Raw genomic sequence first — 20,533 nt, 5'->3', positions numbered from 1 at the left:
TGTTTACACCATTTTGATGTTTTTGGATTTCAGATATGGGCTATGCCCATACAGCCAGCGACTATGGAGTAAAATTTGAAGCGATACGATTATCTTTCCAATGAATATAAAGTAACATTATGGAGGAATACTTATACAATCTAATGGGCATCATACGATTCATTTTTATGAAGGAGAGTGCGATTGGTTGAATTACTCCTTTAATATGAAAATATTCACTGTAATGTTTGGAATATTTGTAATTGCTTATGCAACTAAATTTGTGGGTACAAGAAAGAATACATTCCCTCTTATTACTAATGTTCAATGTACAGTTATTTCAAAGCGGATTGAGAGTTTTAAACCACTTCCTGATTCCGTTGACCATAAAATGCACTTCGTCTTATTCCAAACTTATGTGGCAGGTGCAATAGAGTTAGAAGTAAGTGTTTTTCAATATCATATACTGGTGGAAGGGCAAGAACTAAGAATCTCCTATCAGGGGCGAAAACTAAAAAAATTCATGATGTGGTAAGTGATACTCTTTTTGGTTTTGTTTCAACGATAACGATAAATACTAAATTCCAACATATGGTAAAATAGTGAGTAGAGTGGAAAACAGTACATAGTTTTCTATAAAGTATTAAGTAACGAAGTATGTACTGTTCAGGGTCGATAAATTGTGTTTCAAACTACGATTTTATCTTGGAGGTAAGACATGTCAAAATTCGAACTTGTTTTTAAACCTGAATCAGAGCATGACATTGTGATGTGGTTTAAAGAAGGCGATGTTGATTATTCCTTTTGGGGAGGATTAGACATTCTGATTGATGGACAATCGTTTTTTAAGAAATACACTCATAAAGGTTTGTCTATTCCTCTAATTCCCATGATTGAAGCAATTGCAGAAGTCCTTTCGATTTTGAAGGAAGAACAAACAGCAATCATTGAAGAATATACAGGTCAAATTAGTAATACGATTGTATGTGTTTTAGATGAAAAAGGTGAGAATGTTACATTCGCAATTCGTAACGATTTCGAAGCAGGGAAAGAACCTCGTTGGTATGATGGCCAAGAAGTGTCCTATTCTAAAGAAATACCAGTATCCCTTAATAATATCGTCAATTATGAAGACTTCGTAATTGGATGTGTTGAAAGCATCAGAAATTTCCTTCTTTCTCTTGTTGAAAAGAATCCCCAACTAAAGGATGTATCACAGTTTAGCACATGGTCTAAAATCCTTTTGACTAAATTGATGGTACATTAGCAAGCACCATCATTCTTTGGTTGGTGCTTTCTTATTTAAATATGACGTAAAAAGTGGCGGAAGTATGTTAATTCCAATATACGGAATAATGTTTGTTAGGAGCAAACAACAGTACATAGTTTTCTATAAAGTATTATGTTACGAAGTGTGTACTGTACTTTGATTGTTTTGGCGGTCAATACAGAATGATAATATGTATAGGTGGTAAATACATTGAACTTATATGAACAAGGCGATGAACTGTTTGCCAATGGATATTATCAAGAAGCATATGAAAAATTTGAGTTAGCTTATAGAAATGGGGAAGAAAACGAAGCTGATTGTCTTAATTATATGGCTTGTTGTCAAATCCAATTAGATAAAGCACTTAAAATAAGTCCTTTATGGGAAAGATTACTGTTAATAAAGGTCGTGCCTACTTAAAGCTTGGTAATTATACAGAAGCCTTTGCTTACTTAAACAGAGCAATTATGGCTAATCCCAATAATGAAGATTCTTATTACTATCTTGGAGTTTATTACGATAAGATTGATGAATATGAAAAGGCAAAACAATATTATCAAAAGTCATTGGAAATCAATCATGAACAAGCTGAACCACATTTGAATTTGGGGAAAATGTATTGGAATCTAGGCGATAATGAGAAATCCTTAAAAGAGTTTGACTTAGCTTATCAGTACGATAATGATTGTTTGGATGCGTTGTGGAACAAGGGGTACGTATTATGCTCGCTTAAGCAATTTGGTGAAGCAATCCCATTGTTTGAAAAAGTTTTCGAAAATAATCCTAATGATACAGAAATTCTGAATGAAATGGCATATGCCTATTTCAAATTGAACGAGTACCAACAGGCTCTAAAGTGGCTCGATAAGATTTTGGAGGTTGAACCCAATAATCATCGTGCTTTAGAGGGAGTAAAGGTGATAGATAAACCATTAAGTGAGTAGAATTAAATTTTTTAACATGAATGAGCAATTCCATATACATAGCATGTCGCGGTGCAACACCATTAAGGCATCATCACACGATGGTGCTTTTCTTATGCTCATGAAAGCGTTGAAGTAGGGGGAACAATACAGTTGTTCCTTTATCTGGTTCTAAAGGTCATAGATTGTATTTAACTAACTGATATTGGAAATACTAAGCCATCCTGTGAAAAAAGGTGGTACTTCACTTGAAAAGAACTTCAATTGTATTAGTAATTTGTTTCTTCTTTCAAATAGGAATGTTGCCTGTCCTAGTAGAAGCGAAACAACCAAGTGTTAAAGTATCTAATTTAGCCCCAAACCCATTGTATATCATCATTGTAAAGAAACAAATTCAAGGTGGTGTGCTAGAAAGTGTCGTAGTTAAAGATGAAGCGATGAATCCTATTATAAATGAAATCAATATGTTCCATGTATTGAAAGTCACACGTAGTTGTCCTCCTCCAGATTATATCTACGATGTGATTATCAAATATAAAAAAAGTCCATTTACACGTAGTTTTACAGCTTCCTTCTGTCCTGGAACGCATGATAATGCCAATGGGATTATGCTTGATCCTGGAATATCACAACAAGTTCTAGAAAGTTTGTTTCTAAACAGTCATTAGAACAAGTAAAAAGCATCATCATTTGATGGTGCTTTTCTTTTGGTGCGCCACGCATGGCGATTAACTTGGTGGTGAAAGTCCACTGTGGAGGCTTGTAGTTGCCAACCACTAGCCAAGAGCAAGGGTGTCCATCGCGAGGTGGAATCTGAAGGAAGCAGGAGGCAAACTTCCGACCCGAGGAACACGAACACCATAAGGCATAGGATATGGGACAAATTTGCCAAACAAAATGAAGTCCAATAAACTACACGGACATACCTATGTAGATGATGCGGGTACATGGAAGGAAAGTGAATCGTCTTACCGTGGGAGATCTCATGGACGTGAGGAGATCATTTGGAATCACGGTTGAAACAAGATTTGCCATGAGAAGTCAGCAGAAGCCATAGTACCTGATGTAGCTAGGCGACAAAAGGGAAGGGCCGAACTTTAGGAGGTGTTAAGTCAATGAATGTTACCAAAACAGGAAAAAAGGGCAGCCAACTTCCACTGGAAGGCTCCACGCAGAAAGATAGTGCGGAACACGAAGGATATGCGGGAGTGCACAGTCCTGTAAGGATAACTGAAAACAACAACACCGACGCAAACGAGTCGAAGGATGGATTACTTGAGCAGATTGTGAGCAGGGAAAACTTGAACCAAGCGTTCAAAAAAGTCAAAGCAAACAAGGGCTCTCATGGAATTGATGGGATGAAAGTAGAAGAACTTCTACAACATCTCAAAGAAAACGGAGAGGCACTCAAGCAATCCATTCTGGATGGAAAATACCGTCCTGGCCCCGTTCGAAGGGTAGAAATACCGAAAGAGAACGGAAAGAAAAGAAACCTTGGAATTCCAAACGTGGTAGATCGAGTTGTTCAACAAGCAATCGCTCAGGTGCTCACGCCAATCTACGAGAAGCAGTTCTCTGAAAACAGCTATGGCTTTCGCCCTAAAAGAAGTGCACACGATGCGATTAGGAAAAGCCAAAGCCAAATAGGGGAAGGGTACAAATATGTGGTGGATATGGACTTAGAGAAATACTTCGATACGGTGAACCAAAGTAAGCTCGCCGAGGTACTATCGAGAACCATTAAGGATGGACGAGTCATCTCACTCATACACAAGTACCTGAAATCAGGAGTTATTGTGAAGCAACGCTTTGAGGAAACGGAAGTCGGCGTACCGCAAGGTGGTAACTTAAGTCCAATTCTTAGCAATATCATGCTGAATGAATTGGATAAAGAGTTAGAGAAAAGAGGACATAAATTCGTACGCTACGCGGACGACCTCCTCATCTTTTGTAAAAGTAGAAGGAGTGCAGAACGGGCATTAGAGAACATACTGCCTTTCATCACGAAGAAGTTATTTCTTAAAGTGAATCGAGAGAAAACAACAGTGGATGAAGCGAAAGGGATCAAATTTCTTGGGTTTTCATTCTACCGTAACAGAGGGAAAGCAAGAGTCAGAATACACCCGAAATCTATAGCAAAGATGAAAGCGAAAATAAAGGCGCTAACGTCAAGAAGCAATGGAATGGGAAATGCGGCACGAGCAGAAAACCTGAAACGTTATATTATGGGGTGGGTAAACTACTTTAAAATAGCGGATATGAAGAAACTTCTCCAAATAACGGATGAATGGATGAGAAGGCGGATTCGTATGATTTACTGGAAGCAATGGAAACGGGTAAGAACAAGATTTAACATGCTGCAAACACTCGGAGTACAGCTACAGAAAGCATGGGAGTTTGCAAACACAAGAAAGAGCTATTGGAGAACATCCAAAAGCCCAATCCTCGATAAATCCCTCGGAAACAACACCATTAAAGGTTTAGGATTCCTTTTCTTTTCAGACTATTATCGACAAGTTACTGCGTAAACTAAGGAACCGCCGTATACCGAACGGTACGTACGGTGGTGTGGGAGGTCGGCTACTCAACTAATGGGTAGCCTCCTACCCGATCGATTAAACTAAAGGGCAGTAGAGCGTGGCGGAAAGCTACGTACCTTTGAAGTATTGGGCAGAAATGACTGAATTAATTATTCTTGAAACAACAGAAGGATTTCCCACAAAGTTCCAGAAAGTAATTAAGGAAAGAGATATTTAAGAATAACCTCAAATAGGAGGGATTAAGATGTCAGACGGCATGCAAAAAATACTTTTTGACCCAATGAAACACCCCGAATGGGTAGCACCCCATAGCCCAGAGTGGTATAAACAATTGTTCGAAGAAGTGGGGGAATATAAATACCCTTGGAAGTCAACGTTTGATGAACCGAGAGCTGAAATGATATTGGCAGATAAAATAACTTCATACTTATATGAAGGTCGATTATTGGATGTTGGATGTGGTCACGGTGAATTTGCGTTACAATTTGCATTAAATGCAAGAGAGGTTGTCGGGATTGATGTAGTAGAGGGCTTTATTGAAACGGGGAACAAAGCTAAATTAGTAGAAAACATCAACTTTTTGATTATTGATGGAAATGGTAATTTGCCCTTTCCAAATGATTATTTCGATGTAGCATATACAAAAAAAGGACCAAGAGATTGGTATCACGAGGGCAATCGAATTGTTAAAGCAGGTGGGGTAATTTTAGGGTTCTACCATGCTGGCAGTCACGGTGCTTTACGAGAGCTATTCCCAGGTCTATATTCCCAAATACCAAAGCCAGAAGCAAATGACATATTGTGTGAACTTAATCTTCATGAAAGTGGTTTAACGGATATTAAAGTAGAGCTACTTGAAGAAATTGAATACCTTTCTACACCAGAAGATGTTCTTATTAAAAAATGCTTTGGACAGAGCCAAAAACTAAGAGAAGTTGTTTGGCAGGAATGCTTAAAAGATGTAGAGGGAATTTTTAATAAATATGCTACTTCAAAAGGACTGAAAATAATTAATTATTATCACTTATTAACAGCAAGAGCTTCGTAAATTAATTCAGCTAACGCAGAACTATAGTTGAACAAACGTAATAAGGCTGCCGCGTGCAGCCTTTTGTGCTAACGGGACATTTAGTGCAGTTGAACAATAAATTGTAGATGGCAAATAACACACAGTACCAGCCAATTTAGCTTTTGCTGTGTGTTATTCGACTACCGCAAGATATCCTTCAAATCTGGAGGCAATTCATATGTCGTTAAATGGGTGAACTTTATCAATTTAACAGATGGTCCAAAAGATAATTGGTATTCAATTCGATCTTTCCCAACGAGCACATGTTGTCCCACAGTAGGTTCTACTTCAATTATTAATGAAAAATCAAAACCTCGAAAACCAGTGACTCTTTTAGCTTGTATGACATCAATCCGCCACGGCTCAATAATCGGATTGAATTTTAATGACGATTTATAATATTCACTCACATCTTTATAAATATATGGTGTTAAAAATACCATTAGCATATCCTGCAACTTAAGCTGTGTTGAGTCTTGGGTTGGTTTGGTTGCTAATACGGTTTTATTTTGAATAGGAATAATAAGTGTGATGGCTAGAATAAGAGCGATAATTGATTTTCTCATTACTTACACCTCATCTACATGGGATTACCATTACTTTTCCCTGTTGGGTTGTTTTTGATTAATAAGGCTTCTTGCTAAACTAACGGGCAGATTAGCGGAACAGTGCGCCTAGCAAAGCTAGGCACAACTAGTTGGTGAAAGTCCAACCGAGGTAGGGACCAAGCCGCCTCGTAGCTAGCAGGCATCTGGTGGCGAGATCCTAAGGATGAAGCCCTGTGAAAAGCCCTAGCTTGGGTGAAGCAAAACTGCAGGCTGTAACATGAAGTGAATCCTGCCGCATCGTCATAAACAACCCGAAAGGGAGAAGAGGAAGCCGAACCCCGTGTTCTACGGTGAAGGCCATGGAACGCGCGAAGAACTTGGATTAGCAACGCGGAAGAATCCTCCGGTGTATGGGGAACAGCATGTAGTAACAGTTGTGTCTGGAACTAGGGAGACCCTACCTCGCACGACAATGACGTAAAGCGCAAACCTATAAGCCCGGAGGGTGAAGTGGTAAGCGGCGAGAAGGGAGTCGGAGAGGGTGGTAGTACCTGAGAACGCAGGACAACATAACCTGCGGGAGGAAAGCACCCTTACTTTGTTTACGGGTAACAATGGAGGTAAGAGCGAGTGAATGCAGTGAAATCTGCTAACTACACAAAAGTAAAAGTTCAAGAACTTCAAAGGACCCTCTACCTTGCGGCTAAGGCAAGTAACAAGCGCAGGTTTCATGCTCTGTACGACAAAGTGTACAGAATAGATGTCATGTGGGAAGCATGGAAACGGGTCAAAGCAAATCGAGGTAGCGCCGGCATCGATGGTGTGACTATTCAGCACATTGTACAGGAGTATGGAGAAAAGCAATTCGTGAAGGACACGCATCGGCAATTGGTGGAAAACGTCTACCGCCCTAAACCAGTTCGGAGGAAGGATATACCGAAGGGCGATGGTAAAACACGTCCGCTCGGAATACCCGTAATCCAGGACAGACTGGTACAAATGGCAACGAAAATCGTCCTTGAGGCAATATTCGAGGCGGATTTCAAAGATTGTTCGTTTGGGTTTCGACCGAAGCGAAGCGCGAAACAGGCGATAGAGCGGATACACAAGACGGTGAACTACGGGAGAGTGTACTGGGTGGTAGATATAGACATCGCCGGGTACTTTAACAATATCCCGCATGACAAATTGCTCAAACTCGTAGAACAACGTGTGAGTGACCGAAGAGTGTTGAAACTTATTCGATTGTGGCTGAAAGCCGGTGTCATGAAAGATGGACAGGTTTATAACACGGAAATCGGAAGCCCTCAGGGTGGAGTCATCTCACCGCTACTCGCGAACATCTACCTGAACTATCTCGATACACTATGGGAAAAGCAATTTTCTCATATTGGCACATTGGTGCGATATGCTGATGATTTAGTTATTTTATGTGAAAATAAACCCCACGCTATGGAAGCCATTCAGGTGCTTAAGGCAGTTTTCAGGAAACTGGAATTGACGATGAACACGGACAAGTCCAAGCTTGTGAACCTGTGGTTGGATAAAGAGGGATTCGACTTTCTCGGATTCCATCACCGCCGCATGCCGAAATTGTTTAAGTCGGGAAAATTTTATGACCTACGGAGTATTCCATCCAAGAAGGCGATGAAGAAGATGCGTGCCAAGATAAAGGAAATAACTGCACCACGTGCGCGACTCTATTGGTCACCAAAGCAGATGATGGACAAGCTCAATCCCATCATTCAGGGATGGAAGAACTATTATGGCAGCGTAGATCCTGGCATGTCGAACAAATTTCTGTCAAAAGTTGACTGGCATATTATCCGGAGACTGACACTGTACTGGAACAAGAAACACAAGCGAAACCAACTGCACCCGAGGAGGGTCGCGGAGGTATTCGGTCGTATGGGACTGAAACGAATCAGTGCTTGGGGCAGCTATACTGCGCTAGGTGAAGAACATCGGAAAGCCGTATGCGGGAAAACTGCTCGTACGGTTTGATGAGGGAGGACTGGGAAACCAGTCCCCTACTCTACAATCAAGTGAAGTTTAGAGTGGTAGTCAGAACCACTTCTTTGCAAACCAGCATCCGCGGCAGCCTATTGAAGTAACGTGTAATTCCTAATTATGGTAATATAAGAGCAAGGAAATATTCTGTCGTTCTGGGGGGAGTAGAGATGAGATATTCAAAAAGTAGGTGGTCTTTTGTTCTAGGCAGTATAATAGTTGCCTCTATTGCTTTAGCGATTTTTGTACCTAACTACTTTACAAACAATCCTCCAGAAAATCCTGTTATAAGAACAGTCGCATCCAGCAACGCTTTTGATGTAACCGATACACGTAGGCTTGTCGGGTGGGCAGATAATGTATTTGTCGGGAAAGTGATAAAACAGGATGGAACTAAATCATTAGATAGCACGCCTGAAACTCAGTTTAAGGTGGAAGTGTCTGATAATGTAAAGGGTAAATTTAACAGAACAGTAATCGTAAATCAACAAGGTGGATTCAAAAGAAATGAATTAATTCTAATTGAAAATGACCAATTACTTCACGAAGGACAATCATATTTATTTGTAACCAAACATTTGAAGGAAGAGAATTGGAATACCTTAGTACCTGTTTACGGCGACATTCTAATTGCAAATGAAGAAGCAAAAATAGAAATAATTGAGAAATACACAACTGCTTATAAAAATGAAATCCCATTTAATATGAGCAAGACATTAAACTAACGCAGAACGTTAGTTCAATAAAAGAGAAGTTTCATATACATGCACAATCAAATCGGTTGTGCTTTTCTTATGCTCATATTTGAATAAATGAAGCCCATTCAAGCTATTGATCTATTGTAGCTATTGGTTATATGCAGAGTTAAGATCGATCTAACGATATTAATTTAAACTATTTGTAACTTTTTAGACCACCTATCCGAATATATATTGAAAATCAAATGGAGGTGATTACTTGAATGGAGACAGAGACTGTTAGTTATTGTTTATTGAAAGATGGAAAAATTGATACAGAACTAACCATTGATAGCATCTACGAAGAGCATTATAAATCGGTGTATGGATTTTTAATTTGCTTTACAGGTAATAAAAGTGATGCTGAGGATTTAACTCAAGAGGTATTTATAAAAGTTATTAAATCTATTGCTAATTTTAACCGTTATTTTCAATTACGGTCATGGATTTTGTCAATTGCTAAGCACGTTGCTATTGATCATTATAGACGAAAAAAATTTTACTCCTTATTTAATGATAACTTTTTTACCAAATTGGTTGCCAAAACAGGATCACCTCAAGAAAACTTAGATACTAAAGAAACAAATAAAATTATTCAAGAATCTTTAACAAAATTAAAACCTAATTATAGATCAGTATTCATTCTTCGGGCTATCAACGATCTATCAATAAGGGAAACAGCTTTAATCTTAAATTGTTCTGAATCAAAGGTTAAAGTTGATTACCATCGTGCTGTGGCTATGCTCCAAAAATTATTGACAATGAGTATGAAAGGGGAAATTGGTATATGACTCAACCAGATGAAGAGTATATTATTAATATTTTAAAGAAATCTCCAGATATGAATCCAAGTATTGAATTTGTTCATAAAACCAGACAAGAATTGAAATACATAGTAAATAACAATAGAAACAAGGCAATCCATTTCAGAAAATATCTTATAAGTTCTGGGTTAACAGTCTCCTTGATCCTAATTACTTGGATAACTTTTTTTTCGGGAATCCATCAAATGAATACAGCCATTCATGCAGGACTCAATATAATTAATCCCAAGCAAACTGTTATTACTGAGGCGAAAAATGAACCATTAGTATTTATTTACCACACTCATAATCGTGAGTCTTTTGTGCCTGAACTACAATCAATATCACCTGAAGAAGCCCAGTCCATTGATATTAATAAAAATATTACATCCGTAGGAAAGCATCTCAGTGAAAAACTGGAGGACTTTAATATAAAAGCGCTTGTAGATCGCACTGATTATGCTTCAGAACCTAACTTTAGTTATAAAGATTCTTATAGGTTATCAAGGGAAACTATGGTTAGCGCTATAAAATCAAATCCCGCACTCAAAATGGTGTTTGATATTCATAGAAGTTCTTTACCTCGTGAAAAAACTACGACCAAGATTAATGGTATTGATATAGCGAAAATCCAATTCGTGGTATCCATTTCAAATAAACATTATCAAGAGAATATAAAATTCGCTTCTAAACTTCATGACCAATTAGAATCATTATACCAAGGTCTTTCCTCTCAGGTAACATTAAAAGATGCTCCTACGGAATCAAGCCTATCATATAATCAGGATCTTTTTCCAAATTCTCTTTTAGTTGAAATAGGTGGTCCAGAAAATAGCCTTGAAGAAGAATATAGAGCAGTAGATTTGTTATCAAAAGCAATAGCTGATTTAACTAAGGAATGAAACAAGACAACAAGGACCTATAAAACTTGTTAAAATAATGGAATCAAGGGTTGTGGCTTTTTGCAATGTTTTTTTTACAACTTAATCCAATCTGTGTTTTTAACGGAACTCTGCTAGGTGTAATAACAAATAACCATTAGAAAAAAGATGGTTATGAAAAATAGTTAAATAAGAATTGAATAGAAATACGGCACAATCTAATCGGTTGTGCTTTTTATGTTTATCCTGTTTAATTTTTAAAAAACAGTTACCCTTACTCTATAAATAGATATTAACGCGAGGGTGACTATCGTCTGAACATATAACGGTTTCCCTTTTTATGTTGTATTGGGAATGCTATCATGGATTAAGTAAATAGGGGGAAAAGCGTGACAACAAAACACATGCAATATTATTTATGTTAGTTTCATATATTGATAAAAGGAGAATGAAAACACCTAGCATAAAAATACTTGTTTTGGGGTGATAAAACTATAATGAAGTACCTTATTCAAACGTTACTAGCTTATTTGTCTATTTCCGTAATTGCTGCTTGCACATCGCAATCTCCAGCAGCAGTTATAAAGACCAATGAAAATACAACGACAGTTCAATTAGTAGTAAGCACTAATGAGAAGCCAAAACCAATTCAACAATTTTTAAATGAGGATAAAGTTAATTCGCTACAAGTAGAAGGTGGTTTACCGAGTAATGAGAAGCTGAACCCATTTAGGAAAGAGGAAGTGAAGGGAACAAAGGTTATTTCCAAAGTTATGGGTTGGTTAAATTCATCTGAAATAGTTGATGGAGAAACTAATTGGGGAAAACACGGTTATCCTAATATTTTGAGTTTCTATTTGAATAGTGGGCAAATAGCTGTTGTTGAGCCTGCATACAAATGTGACATTAAAAAGGATGATAAAGGTTATGGCACGAAAAGATGTACACCAGCTAATGGCGAAATCGTCTTCAATTATGAGTCAAAGCATTTTCGTTTAGAATCTCCAGAACTTTATGATTGGCTTCAAGGTGGTTGGATGAAAGAAAATTAACATATTATTGGGAATACTCAAAAAATTCAGCGGATATGATTCTACGTTATAGTATGCCTAGTGTGGAAGATAAGTAGAAAGCAGTTGAACGCATATTTAAAGATTAGCCACCAGAAATGGTGGTTTTTTGGTTGTCTAAGTGGGTAATGGAGGTAGTTTACACCAAAAAGGTCAATTAGTTTCTTGGAAAAGGGGTATGCACCTCCTCTCCCCCAACTAAGTTTGAAAATTTGAAGAGGTATAATAAAATAATTTCCAATATATGATATAAATTGTTATGGTGGAAAAAATATTCTGTATATCTAAAAAAATTCACAACTTCACTAACGGAGAAACGATACTCCGAACGGCACCACAAAACCTTGCATAACTAAAATGCAGGAGAGTGTTTGTATTATGTAGAAGAGAATATGAGACATATTTACTAAACTACACTAGGAGATGTTTGAATGAAAGGTAATTTCAAGAGTATGAAAGGATTTGTTTTAGGTTTTAGTTGCTGTGCGCTCTTAACAAGTGGTATAGCTTATGCCGCTGATGCAGTAAAGCTAGATGCTTTTTTCGGTGTTAAGCTTATGCAAAATGGCATTGATAAGACTCCACAAGAGGATGATCTAAAACCATTTATTGCAAACGGACGTACATATGTGCCACTAAAAGCTGTCGGTGATCTACTTGGTGTAGATGTAAATTGGGATGGTGCTAATACTGCTGTTATTATTGGAGGGAAAATTGAGGGTACCCCTCTTTCAGTTCCAAATAGCGTGAAAAATGGAAATGAGGGTTATGCTGTCTATGCAGTTTCACAAAACCAACCGATGACCATCAATGGAAAATCATACGGTTCGAAAGGCTTTAAGTTTTATACAGAGCATAATGATTTTCATGATACTAAAGATCTTAATTTGAAATTTACATATAATCTAAATGCACAATATTCAAAGCTGACATTTAGCATTGGTATGGATGATGTAAAAGCTGAATCAGATGAATCAAGGACTGTAGCTTTCACAAATCAGGACGGTAAGGTTATTAATTCTTTTTTATTAAGTAAAGGCTCAATTCAAGAGGCTATTACTATAAATGTAAAAGGAGTTACTGAGTTAAACATTGAGGTTAGTAGTGGGGGGACTAATAGCTTTGAATACCCAACCGTAGATTTGATTAATCCTGTTTTGAACTAATATCTAAAATCGTAAAAGCCACATTGGAGTATTTCATCCATGTGGCTTTTATTGTTACAAATTAATAATATGTAGGAAAAAAATACTTTAAACGAATATACTTAAGAAGATTTTTAGGGAAATGGTGTGGTTGAAAGCATTTGTTTGAATTTAGAGGAGGTCAAGATGGTTAGTTTTGGCTTAGTGTGTTTAATCGTTCTAATTCTAATATTTATTGCAATCTTTCATGCAGGGGTACTATTGGACTATATCAATCCAAGTGCTCTTCAAGTTCAACTTTTAGGTGTTCAAATAATACTGTTTGGAGTAATTGTTTTGTTAGCTTTTGAAGGTTCTTCTGGATATGGATTTACTATTGGATTAACTCTCGTATTAAGATTGATCAAGCTTATTTGATAAAGGAGCCATTAGAAACTTTGGAAAAGTATATCGGAATCTTAAAATTATCCGATATATCCTTTTTCAAAACTCGTTCAAAACTCATGCATGAGCATTTAAGTCAACTTCCTTCAGGCAATGAGGCATTTGGATTAATTCATGGAGACTTAAATCTGTCTAACGTTCACTATAGTCCAGAACATGGTTTTAAAATTTTCGATTTCGACCACTGTGCATACGGATGGAGGATACATGATTTAGCCGTAACAAAGCTTTGTTTTAATCAACGAATTTATAATCAAATCTTGGAGGGCTATCAATTAATAAGGCCACTTAGCCTGTTAGAAGAGAAAAGCATCGATATTTACTCTGATGTGCTTTTACTGAGAAAGAGCAAAGATATTTTGGACATGATGAAATCTGAAGGTAGTCCAGAAGAGCAAATTAGGGGAGTTGTTACAAATGCAATAGATACACTGAATATGTTATTTGAAAGACCGTTCAACTAACGCAGAACGTTAGTTAAATAACTACAAAATGAGGCTGCCGCAAAAGAAGGAAAGGACAAAAAGTTATAGACTCATGAACGAAGAACTTTAGCAAAGAACGAGTTCAATGGAGAGCTCACTGGAAAATAGTCTATGGGCTATTATAATAGAACTACACATAAGAATATGGTGAGGAAATCTCTTTGCTATGCGCTAATAATTGGTGAACCATTTTAAGGAGGATTTCATGTCCAACTTTATATCGGTTGAAGAGTGTTTAAATATTAAAGAACTAGCAGACAGAGTACCTTTGGAATTATCATGCGATGGTCGTTGGTTGGCTTTTACTTTAAACGGGTTAAGTAATGAAAAAATCTCTCAAGGCGTATCAATGGCAGTTCAGGGGAATTCTCAGTGGGTCTGCGATTTAAACACTGGAGAAGCATTTCCAATTGCTCCTACAGCCAATAGTAGTTGGTCTGGGGAATGGTCCCCAGATGGGGAAACTTTAGCATTCTTTTCCGACATAGATGGTGCTGCGCAACTATGGCTGTGGTCTACTATCACAAGGACATTAAAACGCGCGTCTACGGATATTGTATGTCCATTTTTCGGGTTTGAAAAACCAATATGGACATTGGATGGTAGGTATATACTCGTAAAATCTAAGCCGACGGCAGATATAAATGGATTCGATTTTTCCTCATCAATGTCAAAATCAAATGAAAGTAAAGAAAAAAAATCTAGAGTCGTTGTTTATTCTACACTTAAAGAGAATCCTGAGAATAATGACCAACATAATTGGACCGAACGATATCGTGGTGACATTGTAAAAGTTGACATTAATAGCGGAAGGTCTGTTCCATTATGTATCGGCTTAAGACCATTTGGTATGGCTGTTTCAAATGACGGAAAGTATCTTGCCTTTACAAATTGTATAGGGCAAGAAAGTAAAGATACACAGCAAATGATTTATGATTTGTGGGTCTGCCCAATTGATGATTACTTGGAAAAACCTTTTCGTGCAGTCAGCGAAATTCGCATGGAGTATGGATTGACGTTCACTTGGGCGATAAACAATAACTCTGTCTATTACACATCCAGCGGTCCCAAAACAGAGGGTGAATTATGGTCAGTAAATATTGCGTATCCGTTAAAACCCATTAGGCTTCTTGCCGAAACTGGCTTTGGACGGTCATATGATAGTCCTATATCTTTAAGTAATGGAGATTTGGTTATGGTAGCAAAAGGTGCGTTATGGCGCTATAGAGGGACAGAAAAAAGTGTTAAAAAAATAGGAGAAAATATCGAGCGTGAGATTATTTCTGCAATGCCACTAACGTCGAACGGAACGAATAGCATAGTTGTTCAAACCATTGAAAATTCAAATGACATTTGCGGCTTTTGGATGATAAATCTTGAGACTGAAGTAATAAATAGAGTGTTTGAGGAACCTTATAAGCACTTACCTTGGTTCGAAGGTGGAGCGACTATTGGTGAAAATCTTCTTGTGTATGTAGCACAATCAGCAAATGAACCACCGTCAATAAGAGGATTCAATTATAAAACTCTTCGCCATAATTCTCTAGTTGAATTGTCCAAAGTACCTAAAACTAAACTGGGTAATTCACAGTTGCTTACCTGGGTTAAAGCAGAAAAGAAACTCAGAGGGGCGCTTTTATTACCTCCTGTAATAAAAGGACCAGTTCCTGTTATTGTCCGAGTCTATGGCGGAGCTGAGCAATCGAAAAATTTGCGGTTATTTGGTTTAAGTAGTAGTACAGTTGATAATCATCAATTATTTGCATCGCGAGGATATGCTGTATATCTCCCCGATCTTCCTCTAGAACGAAAACATGAGCCACTAAATGAGTTAGTAGAGGTGTTGGAGGATGCATTAAATGAACTTTTTAAACACCCTGACATAGACTTTAATCGTATTGGAATTATTGGACACTCATTTGGTGGTTATTCAGCCTTAGCGGCGATTACAAAACTCCAACATTTTAAGGCAGCTGTAATTTCAGCAGGTATTGGAAGTCTAATAAGTTTTTACACTCAATTTAATTCCGAAGCACCCGAATTTAGGTTTGGATGGACAGAAGATGGTCAAGGAAATATGGGAGCAACGCTTTGGCAAGATAGGGAACGTTATATTCGAAACTCTCCTCTTTTCAGTTTTGACAAAATTCAAACTCCAGTATTAATTTTTCAAGGAACTCGGGACTCTTTATGTAACACTGAAGCAGGACCTATTTTTTCCGCGTTACGTAGACTAAATAAAAATGCTGAGATGGTGCTTTATGATGAGGAACACTGGCAAGGAACATGGAGTAAAGATAATTTAATTGATTATTATGACCGTATGTTTACTTGGTATAAAAGATTTCTTTGACATAACCTTTTCAAAAGTAGCCTTTTGTTGTTAAACAAACGAGGAACGATATATAAATACCAGAAGGGTTGCAGAGTGGCGGCCCTTCGCTCAGCTAACGGGCAGTTTAGCGTGGTGATTGGCTCAAAAAGTGAAGTATAATAATGGTACTAAGAGCCAACAAATGGGGTGCCATTATACCCGAATATTCTCATATCCAAACGAATTTTTATTAGTAGGAGGAGAGTAATTGGAAAATTATCCAAAGTACGTAACGAGGGAAGCCATTGAAAATCTTGTTGAAAAATTGAGTTTACCTAAACCAGGATCATTTACCCAAGATTGGGAATACGAAGTGGCAGATGATACAAGAATAGATGAATTTCTTTCTTTTTATGAAAGTTCAAGTCTTAACGAAGAAGAAAAATTTGCTTTGATGATCATAATTATTGGTTCACTCAATGATGCTATTGAAAAGGGTGATGTTGATGAATCAATATTGAGAAAAGCAAAAGAGCTACTTTTAAAAGATATATCTATCCATACAAATACAATATTATATTGGTCACTAGAAAATGAGGATTTAGAGGATTGTTTTGCAATTACTCCATTTATTAGGTGTGTTAGGAGATGATATAAACCGTACCGTTAGTAATGAGGGAAATAGTGCAAGCATGGAGAAGGAAAAATTGGTGCGAGGCAGTCTGCGTTGAGCTAACGAGGAACGATAGTTCAATCACGAGATGACGGCAGCCGGCACACGATCGGCTGCCTTTGTCTGTTGAAGTAACGGGGGTTTAGTGTAGTAAGAGGCAGATAAAGTTATTATTAAATAAGTTGTCTGTTTTGTGTATTAAAGAATGAAAATATTTTAGAGGAGTTTACTCATGAAGCCGCTAAATGAACTTGTATTTGAAGATGAATCAGCACTTTTCATGATAAAACAATGGATTTTTGAATCTAACAATTGTAATGGAGCAGTTATTCTCCCCTCTCTAAAAGAACAAAGCGAAAAAGAATTATTTCGCCTGCAAGTAACAACAAAATCAACCCTTGGTGCGGTCGCATATTCAACAGGTGGTATTTTACTTCAACAAGGATGGCTTCGTTTTTTAGGTTCAGGTCATGATAATTTACCAAGAACAATTACATCATGGACTGAAAAATGCAAGTTGGACAATGCCTTATTGGTTGCCGATGATGTGATTGGCGGTTTCTTTGCTTTAAATGGCGGTTTCTTTGATGAAGGTAAAGGAGAAATTTTTTATCTTGCTCCTGATACGTTAGCGTGGGAAAGTTTAGAGATGGGGTATACTGATTTTCTGAATTGGTCTTGTACGGGGGATTTGTCGGGATTCTACGAACCATTTAGATGGAATAAATGGGAAACCATTGTTCCTACACTGGATGGGAATCAGGGCATTTCTATTTACCCCTATCTTTGGTCTAATGAAGCAAAGGAAAGTGGAATTGAAAAATGTTCAAAAAAAGCAGTACCATTAGAAGAGCTTTGGGGACTTAATTTACATTTTAGAGAGCAATTAGGTACAGAATAAAGAACCACTTCTATTAAAGATCCATTGCGGAAACTATAGTTCAATATTATATGGGCTGCCGCTGGCAGCCTTTTGTTACGCTCCCTCAGCATAGTGTAACAACAACGTCTGCTATTTATAGTATAACGAGAATATAAGGAATCCTATTTTTAATTAATAAGGACATAGTCTGGATTTGTGACATATAAATTTTTATCGAAAATAACTATTTATTTCCATATTGTAGTACAATGTCGAGGTGAAGATAATAAAAAAATTGTGTATAAATACTGCAAATGTAGATGATAAGGAGCTTTGAAATGCCGAATAGAGAAAATAAAAGAGCTGTAATTGTAATTGCTTTGATAACCGCAATTTGTCTCTTAGGTAATGCCATGCTTTATGTAGTAATGCCGCTCTATTGGCAAAATTTTGGACTGACTGGACTTTGGCAAGCAGGAGTCCTGCTCTCTATCAATCGCTTCTTACGTCTGCCACTAAGTCCCATTGTCAATTGGTGCTACAGCCGTATTGATAAGCGGACTGGATTACTTATTGCAGTTTCATTAGCCGTAATCAGCACAATTTCATACGGTTATACAAGTGGATTTTTTTTACTATTCATTGTGCGATGTTTATGGGGCGTTGCTTGGTCGTTTCTGAGGCTAGGCGGTCTTCTAACTGTTTTGGATGTTTCAAATGATAATAATCGTGGCGAGATGATGGGATTATATAATGGGTTATGGGGGCTAGGACATCTCGGTGGTGCTCTTTTGGGTGGTCTGCTTGTTGAAGCAGTCGGACTTGGTCCAGTATCACTTATATTTGGTGGACTTTCTCTACTTTGTGTTCCGTTCATATTTCGTTATATCCCAAGTGGCATTACGCAACCTCTGGATAAACAATCGGGTACACGAATCATAGATTTAATGAAGAACAAGCAAGTTGCCATAGTCTTGTTAACTGGTTTTTTTGTTAATATGGTTTTTTTTGGTATATTAGCTTTTACGCTTAGTCGAATGATTGAGGCGCATCTACCAAATCAATTTACAGTATGGGGGTTTGCTTTAGGTGCGGCAACCATAGCGGGTGTAATACAAGCATTTAGGTCTGGTTGGGAACCATTCTTGTCACCGCGTATTGGTAAATACACTGATGAAAAACGAGGTAGAAAACCCATGTTTCTAGTAGGGATTTTATTCGCAGTGGTACTCTTAATTATTGTGACATTGCAACTTCCATTTTATTTATGGGTAACACTGCTCATTCTTCTACAGCTTACATCCACAATATCATCAACGATGTCTGATGCCTTAGCGGCAGATACTGCTTCAGCTCTACCTCAAGATAGAGCTTCAACAATGACAGCATATATTATAATGGTAGACCTTGGTGCGGCTCTTGGTCCCTTAATAGCTTCACCCATTGATGAGTATTTTGGTCTAACTACTTTATATTATTGTTCGGCTGTATTATTGGTTGGAGTGGCTTTCTTCTCTCTAAAGGGCATTTCGTCAACCAAATACGATAATAAGGGGTCAACAATAAGTTAATTTGTCTAGTAACTATAGTGGAGGAGCTTGCCGCGCAGCAGTGTTATAGTCCTAAATATGATGAATATTGAATAATTGTGAATGATACAGATATATACTTTGTGGTCAAATTGCACTTTGTGTTTGGTTACATTACTGTGAGCCGTATCACAGGTAGAAGGTCGGCATGGCATTAATCATTAAACTACCCTGAAAGTAGCCGATTAATATGTGAATTTTCATTATTCCGTGGTGCCCAATGAGGGGCATGGTTGGCTAACGAGAAACTTTTGTTGAATGACGAAGCTGCCGGTACGGTCGGGCAAATTTGCACAACAATCACCGCAATTTAATGCACCTTCAAAACAAAAGGGAGAGAAAAGACCCATGAATATTACACCTGGCAGATTAACAGGTCGAATCGCAATAGTTACAGGTGCAAGTCGAAGCGCGGGAATCGGTGCTGCAGTTTGCAAAGAGTTGGCCTATCTAGGTGCTGATGTATTTTTTACACACTGGGTTAGTTACGATCAACAGATGCCCTGGGGTAGCAATAACGAGGAGCATGAGCAACTTTGTGAGGAAATACGCTCCATGGGCGTTCGTTGCGAACACCTAAGGATGGATCTTTCTGTACCTGAAAGCTTTGTGGACTTATTAAATAACGTTGAGCAGAAGCTAGGAGAACCTTCCATTCTTGTCAACAATGCTTGTTATTCAGTTAACGATGACTTAACCACGATTACCCCAGATTCTTTGGATGCACACTACGCAATTAATGTTAGGGCGGTAACTATGCTTAGTGTGGAATTCGCTAGACGGTTTACGCAATCGGCAGGTGGCCGAGTTATTAATATGACATCGGGCCAATCACTAGGTCCCATGGCTGGTGAAATCTCTTATGCCACGACGAAAGGGGCAATTGATGCTTTCACATGCACTTTTGCAGCAGAGGTGGGACCGAAAGGCATCACCGTCAATGCGGTTAATCCTGGACCCACTGACACTGGCTGGATGACTCCTGACCTACGACAGCAGCTATCTAAGCAATTTGTAACAGGTAGAGTAGGATTGCCAAAGGATGCAGCTCGTCTGGTTGCATTCTTAGCCACCGATGATGGGGAGTGGATTACCGGCCAAGTATTACATTCCACGGGTGGATTCAACTAACGGATAACAAATTCATTGTAATGACGTATAGGGTATAATTGGAAACGACGGTCTTTTAGA

The 20,533-nt window shown here is 37.9% G+C and carries 21 protein-coding genes; 20 read left to right on the top strand and 1 reads right to left on the bottom strand.

Translation table 11 applies throughout. The annotated features are described in order from the left end of the window. The first annotated feature begins 187 nt into the window (after window positions 1-187). The 7 genes from QFZ81_RS19215 (at window position 188) to QFZ81_RS19185 (ending at window position 5,760) form a co-directional block, all read left to right on the top strand. Entirely contained in the window at window positions 188-514 is a 327-nt protein-coding gene (locus tag QFZ81_RS19215) for a DUF2500 family protein (RefSeq protein ID WP_307604145.1), read from the top strand. 183 nt (window positions 515-697) lie between these two features. Further along, window positions 698-1,246 (top strand): hypothetical protein, encoded by a 549-nt coding sequence (locus QFZ81_RS19210; RefSeq protein WP_307604143.1) that lies wholly within the window; start codon window positions 698-700, stop codon window positions 1,244-1,246. 213 nt (window positions 1,247-1,459) lie between these two features. Continuing rightward, window positions 1,460-1,669, top strand: coding sequence for a hypothetical protein (locus tag QFZ81_RS19205; protein WP_307604141.1), 210 nt, complete (start codon window positions 1,460-1,462; stop codon window positions 1,667-1,669). Continuing rightward, the gene (locus tag QFZ81_RS19200) at window positions 1,630-2,193 is read left to right on the top strand and encodes a tetratricopeptide repeat protein (RefSeq protein ID WP_307604139.1); all 564 of its coding nucleotides are present in this window, start codon (window positions 1,630-1,632) and stop codon (window positions 2,191-2,193) included. The genes QFZ81_RS19205 and QFZ81_RS19200 overlap by 40 nt, the downstream gene beginning before the upstream one ends. 227 nt (window positions 2,194-2,420) lie before the next feature. Beyond that, window positions 2,421-2,840, top strand: a complete 420-nt coding sequence (locus QFZ81_RS19195; protein ID WP_307604137.1) for a hypothetical protein — start codon at window positions 2,421-2,423, stop codon at window positions 2,838-2,840. Between the two features lie 447 nt (window positions 2,841-3,287). Next, window positions 3,288-4,700, top strand: a complete 1,413-nt coding sequence (gene ltrA / locus QFZ81_RS19190) for a group II intron reverse transcriptase/maturase (protein ID WP_307604135.1) — start codon at window positions 3,288-3,290, stop codon at window positions 4,698-4,700. A 256-nt stretch (window positions 4,701-4,956) separates the two neighbouring features. Next, window positions 4,957-5,760 (top strand): class I SAM-dependent methyltransferase, encoded by an 804-nt coding sequence (locus QFZ81_RS19185; RefSeq protein ID WP_307604133.1) that lies wholly within the window; start codon window positions 4,957-4,959, stop codon window positions 5,758-5,760. 161 nt (window positions 5,761-5,921) lie between these two features. Here the strand turns inward: QFZ81_RS19185 and QFZ81_RS19180 are convergent, their stop codons facing one another. After that, window positions 5,922-6,347, bottom strand: coding sequence for a DUF3888 domain-containing protein (locus tag QFZ81_RS19180; RefSeq protein ID WP_307448893.1), 426 nt, complete (start codon window positions 6,345-6,347; stop codon window positions 5,922-5,924). Between the two features lie 612 nt (window positions 6,348-6,959). Between QFZ81_RS19180 and ltrA (QFZ81_RS19175) the strand changes: the two genes are divergently transcribed. The 13 genes from ltrA (QFZ81_RS19175) to QFZ81_RS19115 all read left to right on the top strand — a co-directional run bounded on the left by ltrA (QFZ81_RS19175) (window position 6,960) and on the right by QFZ81_RS19115 (window position 20,473). Next, on the top strand, window positions 6,960-8,333 hold the full coding sequence (gene ltrA / locus QFZ81_RS19175) for a group II intron reverse transcriptase/maturase (RefSeq protein WP_307604131.1): 1,374 nt from the start codon (window positions 6,960-6,962) through the stop codon (window positions 8,331-8,333). 176 nt (window positions 8,334-8,509) lie between these two features. Continuing rightward, window positions 8,510-9,064 (top strand): hypothetical protein, encoded by a 555-nt coding sequence (locus tag QFZ81_RS19170; RefSeq protein ID WP_307604129.1) that lies wholly within the window; start codon window positions 8,510-8,512, stop codon window positions 9,062-9,064. Between the two features lie 236 nt (window positions 9,065-9,300). Further along, on the top strand, window positions 9,301-9,867 hold the full coding sequence (locus QFZ81_RS19165; protein WP_307604126.1) for an RNA polymerase sigma factor: 567 nt from the start codon (window positions 9,301-9,303) through the stop codon (window positions 9,865-9,867). Further along, on the top strand, window positions 9,864-10,781 hold the full coding sequence (gene spoIIP, locus QFZ81_RS19160) for a stage II sporulation protein P (protein WP_307604124.1): 918 nt from the start codon (window positions 9,864-9,866) through the stop codon (window positions 10,779-10,781). Before QFZ81_RS19165 ends, spoIIP begins: the two co-directional genes overlap by 4 nt. Window positions 10,782-11,257: 476 nt before the next feature. Beyond that, window positions 11,258-11,812, top strand: a complete 555-nt coding sequence (locus QFZ81_RS19155) for a hypothetical protein (RefSeq protein ID WP_307604121.1) — start codon at window positions 11,258-11,260, stop codon at window positions 11,810-11,812. 449 nt (window positions 11,813-12,261) lie between these two features. Then, on the top strand, window positions 12,262-12,996 hold the full coding sequence (locus tag QFZ81_RS19150) for a stalk domain-containing protein (RefSeq protein ID WP_307604119.1): 735 nt from the start codon (window positions 12,262-12,264) through the stop codon (window positions 12,994-12,996). A 165-nt stretch (window positions 12,997-13,161) separates the two neighbouring features. Continuing rightward, window positions 13,162-13,392: a hypothetical protein gene (locus tag QFZ81_RS19145; protein WP_307604117.1), complete on the top strand. Its 231-nt coding sequence runs from the start codon at window positions 13,162-13,164 to the stop codon at window positions 13,390-13,392. Between the two features lie 20 nt (window positions 13,393-13,412). Continuing rightward, entirely contained in the window at window positions 13,413-13,883 is a 471-nt protein-coding gene (locus QFZ81_RS19140) for a phosphotransferase enzyme family protein (protein ID WP_307604115.1), read from the top strand. 226 nt (window positions 13,884-14,109) lie between these two features. Then, window positions 14,110-16,257: a S9 family peptidase gene (locus tag QFZ81_RS19135; protein WP_307604113.1), complete on the top strand. Its 2,148-nt coding sequence runs from the start codon at window positions 14,110-14,112 to the stop codon at window positions 16,255-16,257. Between the two features lie 229 nt (window positions 16,258-16,486). Further along, window positions 16,487-16,870, top strand: coding sequence for a hypothetical protein (locus QFZ81_RS19130; RefSeq protein ID WP_307604112.1), 384 nt, complete (start codon window positions 16,487-16,489; stop codon window positions 16,868-16,870). Between the two features lie 253 nt (window positions 16,871-17,123). Continuing rightward, window positions 17,124-17,792 carry a DUF2625 family protein gene (locus QFZ81_RS19125; protein ID WP_307604110.1) on the top strand — a complete coding sequence of 223 codons (669 nt, stop codon included), beginning with the start codon at window positions 17,124-17,126 and terminating at the stop codon, window positions 17,790-17,792. Window positions 17,793-18,091: 299 nt separating this feature from the next. After that, window positions 18,092-19,324 carry an MFS transporter gene (locus QFZ81_RS19120; RefSeq protein WP_307604108.1) on the top strand — a complete coding sequence of 411 codons (1,233 nt, stop codon included), beginning with the start codon at window positions 18,092-18,094 and terminating at the stop codon, window positions 19,322-19,324. Window positions 19,325-19,690: 366 nt separating this feature from the next. After that, a complete protein-coding gene (locus tag QFZ81_RS19115; protein ID WP_307604106.1) occupies window positions 19,691-20,473 on the top strand; it encodes an SDR family oxidoreductase in 783 nt (260 codons plus the stop codon). The last annotated feature ends 60 nt before the right edge of the window (window positions 20,474-20,533 follow it).

The organism is Paenibacillus sp. V4I9 (assembly GCF_030817295.1).
Taxonomy (GTDB): domain Bacteria; phylum Bacillota; class Bacilli; order Paenibacillales; family NBRC-103111; genus Paenibacillus_E.
The sequence above is the reverse complement of the archived record's forward strand: the minus strand, read 5'-3'. Positions and strand labels throughout refer to the sequence as shown.

What these genes read in the sequence shown, in the direction of transcription:
- QFZ81_RS19210 (WP_307604143.1), top strand. Translation starts at nt 698, where the DNA reads ATGTCAAAATTCGAACTTGTTTTTAAACCTGAATCAGAGCATGACATT.
- QFZ81_RS19200 (WP_307604139.1), top strand. Translation starts at nt 1,630, where the DNA reads ATGGGAAAGATTACTGTTAATAAAGGTCGTGCCTACTTAAAGCTTGGT.
- ltrA (WP_307604135.1), top strand. Translation starts at nt 3,288, where the DNA reads ATGAATGTTACCAAAACAGGAAAAAAGGGCAGCCAACTTCCACTGGAA.
- QFZ81_RS19185 (WP_307604133.1), top strand. Translation starts at nt 4,957, where the DNA reads ATGTCAGACGGCATGCAAAAAATACTTTTTGACCCAATGAAACACCCC.
- QFZ81_RS19180 (WP_307448893.1), bottom strand. Translation starts at nt 6,347, where the DNA reads ATGAGAAAATCAATTATCGCTCTTATTCTAGCCATCACACTTATTATT.
- QFZ81_RS19170 (WP_307604129.1), top strand. Translation starts at nt 8,510, where the DNA reads ATGAGATATTCAAAAAGTAGGTGGTCTTTTGTTCTAGGCAGTATAATA.
- QFZ81_RS19165 (WP_307604126.1), top strand. Translation starts at nt 9,301, where the DNA reads ATGGAGACAGAGACTGTTAGTTATTGTTTATTGAAAGATGGAAAAATT.
- spoIIP (WP_307604124.1), top strand. Translation starts at nt 9,864, where the DNA reads ATGACTCAACCAGATGAAGAGTATATTATTAATATTTTAAAGAAATCT.
- QFZ81_RS19155 (WP_307604121.1), top strand. Translation starts at nt 11,258, where the DNA reads ATGAAGTACCTTATTCAAACGTTACTAGCTTATTTGTCTATTTCCGTA.
- QFZ81_RS19150 (WP_307604119.1), top strand. Translation starts at nt 12,262, where the DNA reads ATGAAAGGTAATTTCAAGAGTATGAAAGGATTTGTTTTAGGTTTTAGT.
- QFZ81_RS19145 (WP_307604117.1), top strand. Translation starts at nt 13,162, where the DNA reads ATGGTTAGTTTTGGCTTAGTGTGTTTAATCGTTCTAATTCTAATATTT.
- QFZ81_RS19135 (WP_307604113.1), top strand. Translation starts at nt 14,110, where the DNA reads ATGTCCAACTTTATATCGGTTGAAGAGTGTTTAAATATTAAAGAACTA.
- QFZ81_RS19125 (WP_307604110.1), top strand. Translation starts at nt 17,124, where the DNA reads ATGAAGCCGCTAAATGAACTTGTATTTGAAGATGAATCAGCACTTTTC.
- QFZ81_RS19120 (WP_307604108.1), top strand. Translation starts at nt 18,092, where the DNA reads ATGCCGAATAGAGAAAATAAAAGAGCTGTAATTGTAATTGCTTTGATA.
- QFZ81_RS19115 (WP_307604106.1), top strand. Translation starts at nt 19,691, where the DNA reads ATGAATATTACACCTGGCAGATTAACAGGTCGAATCGCAATAGTTACA.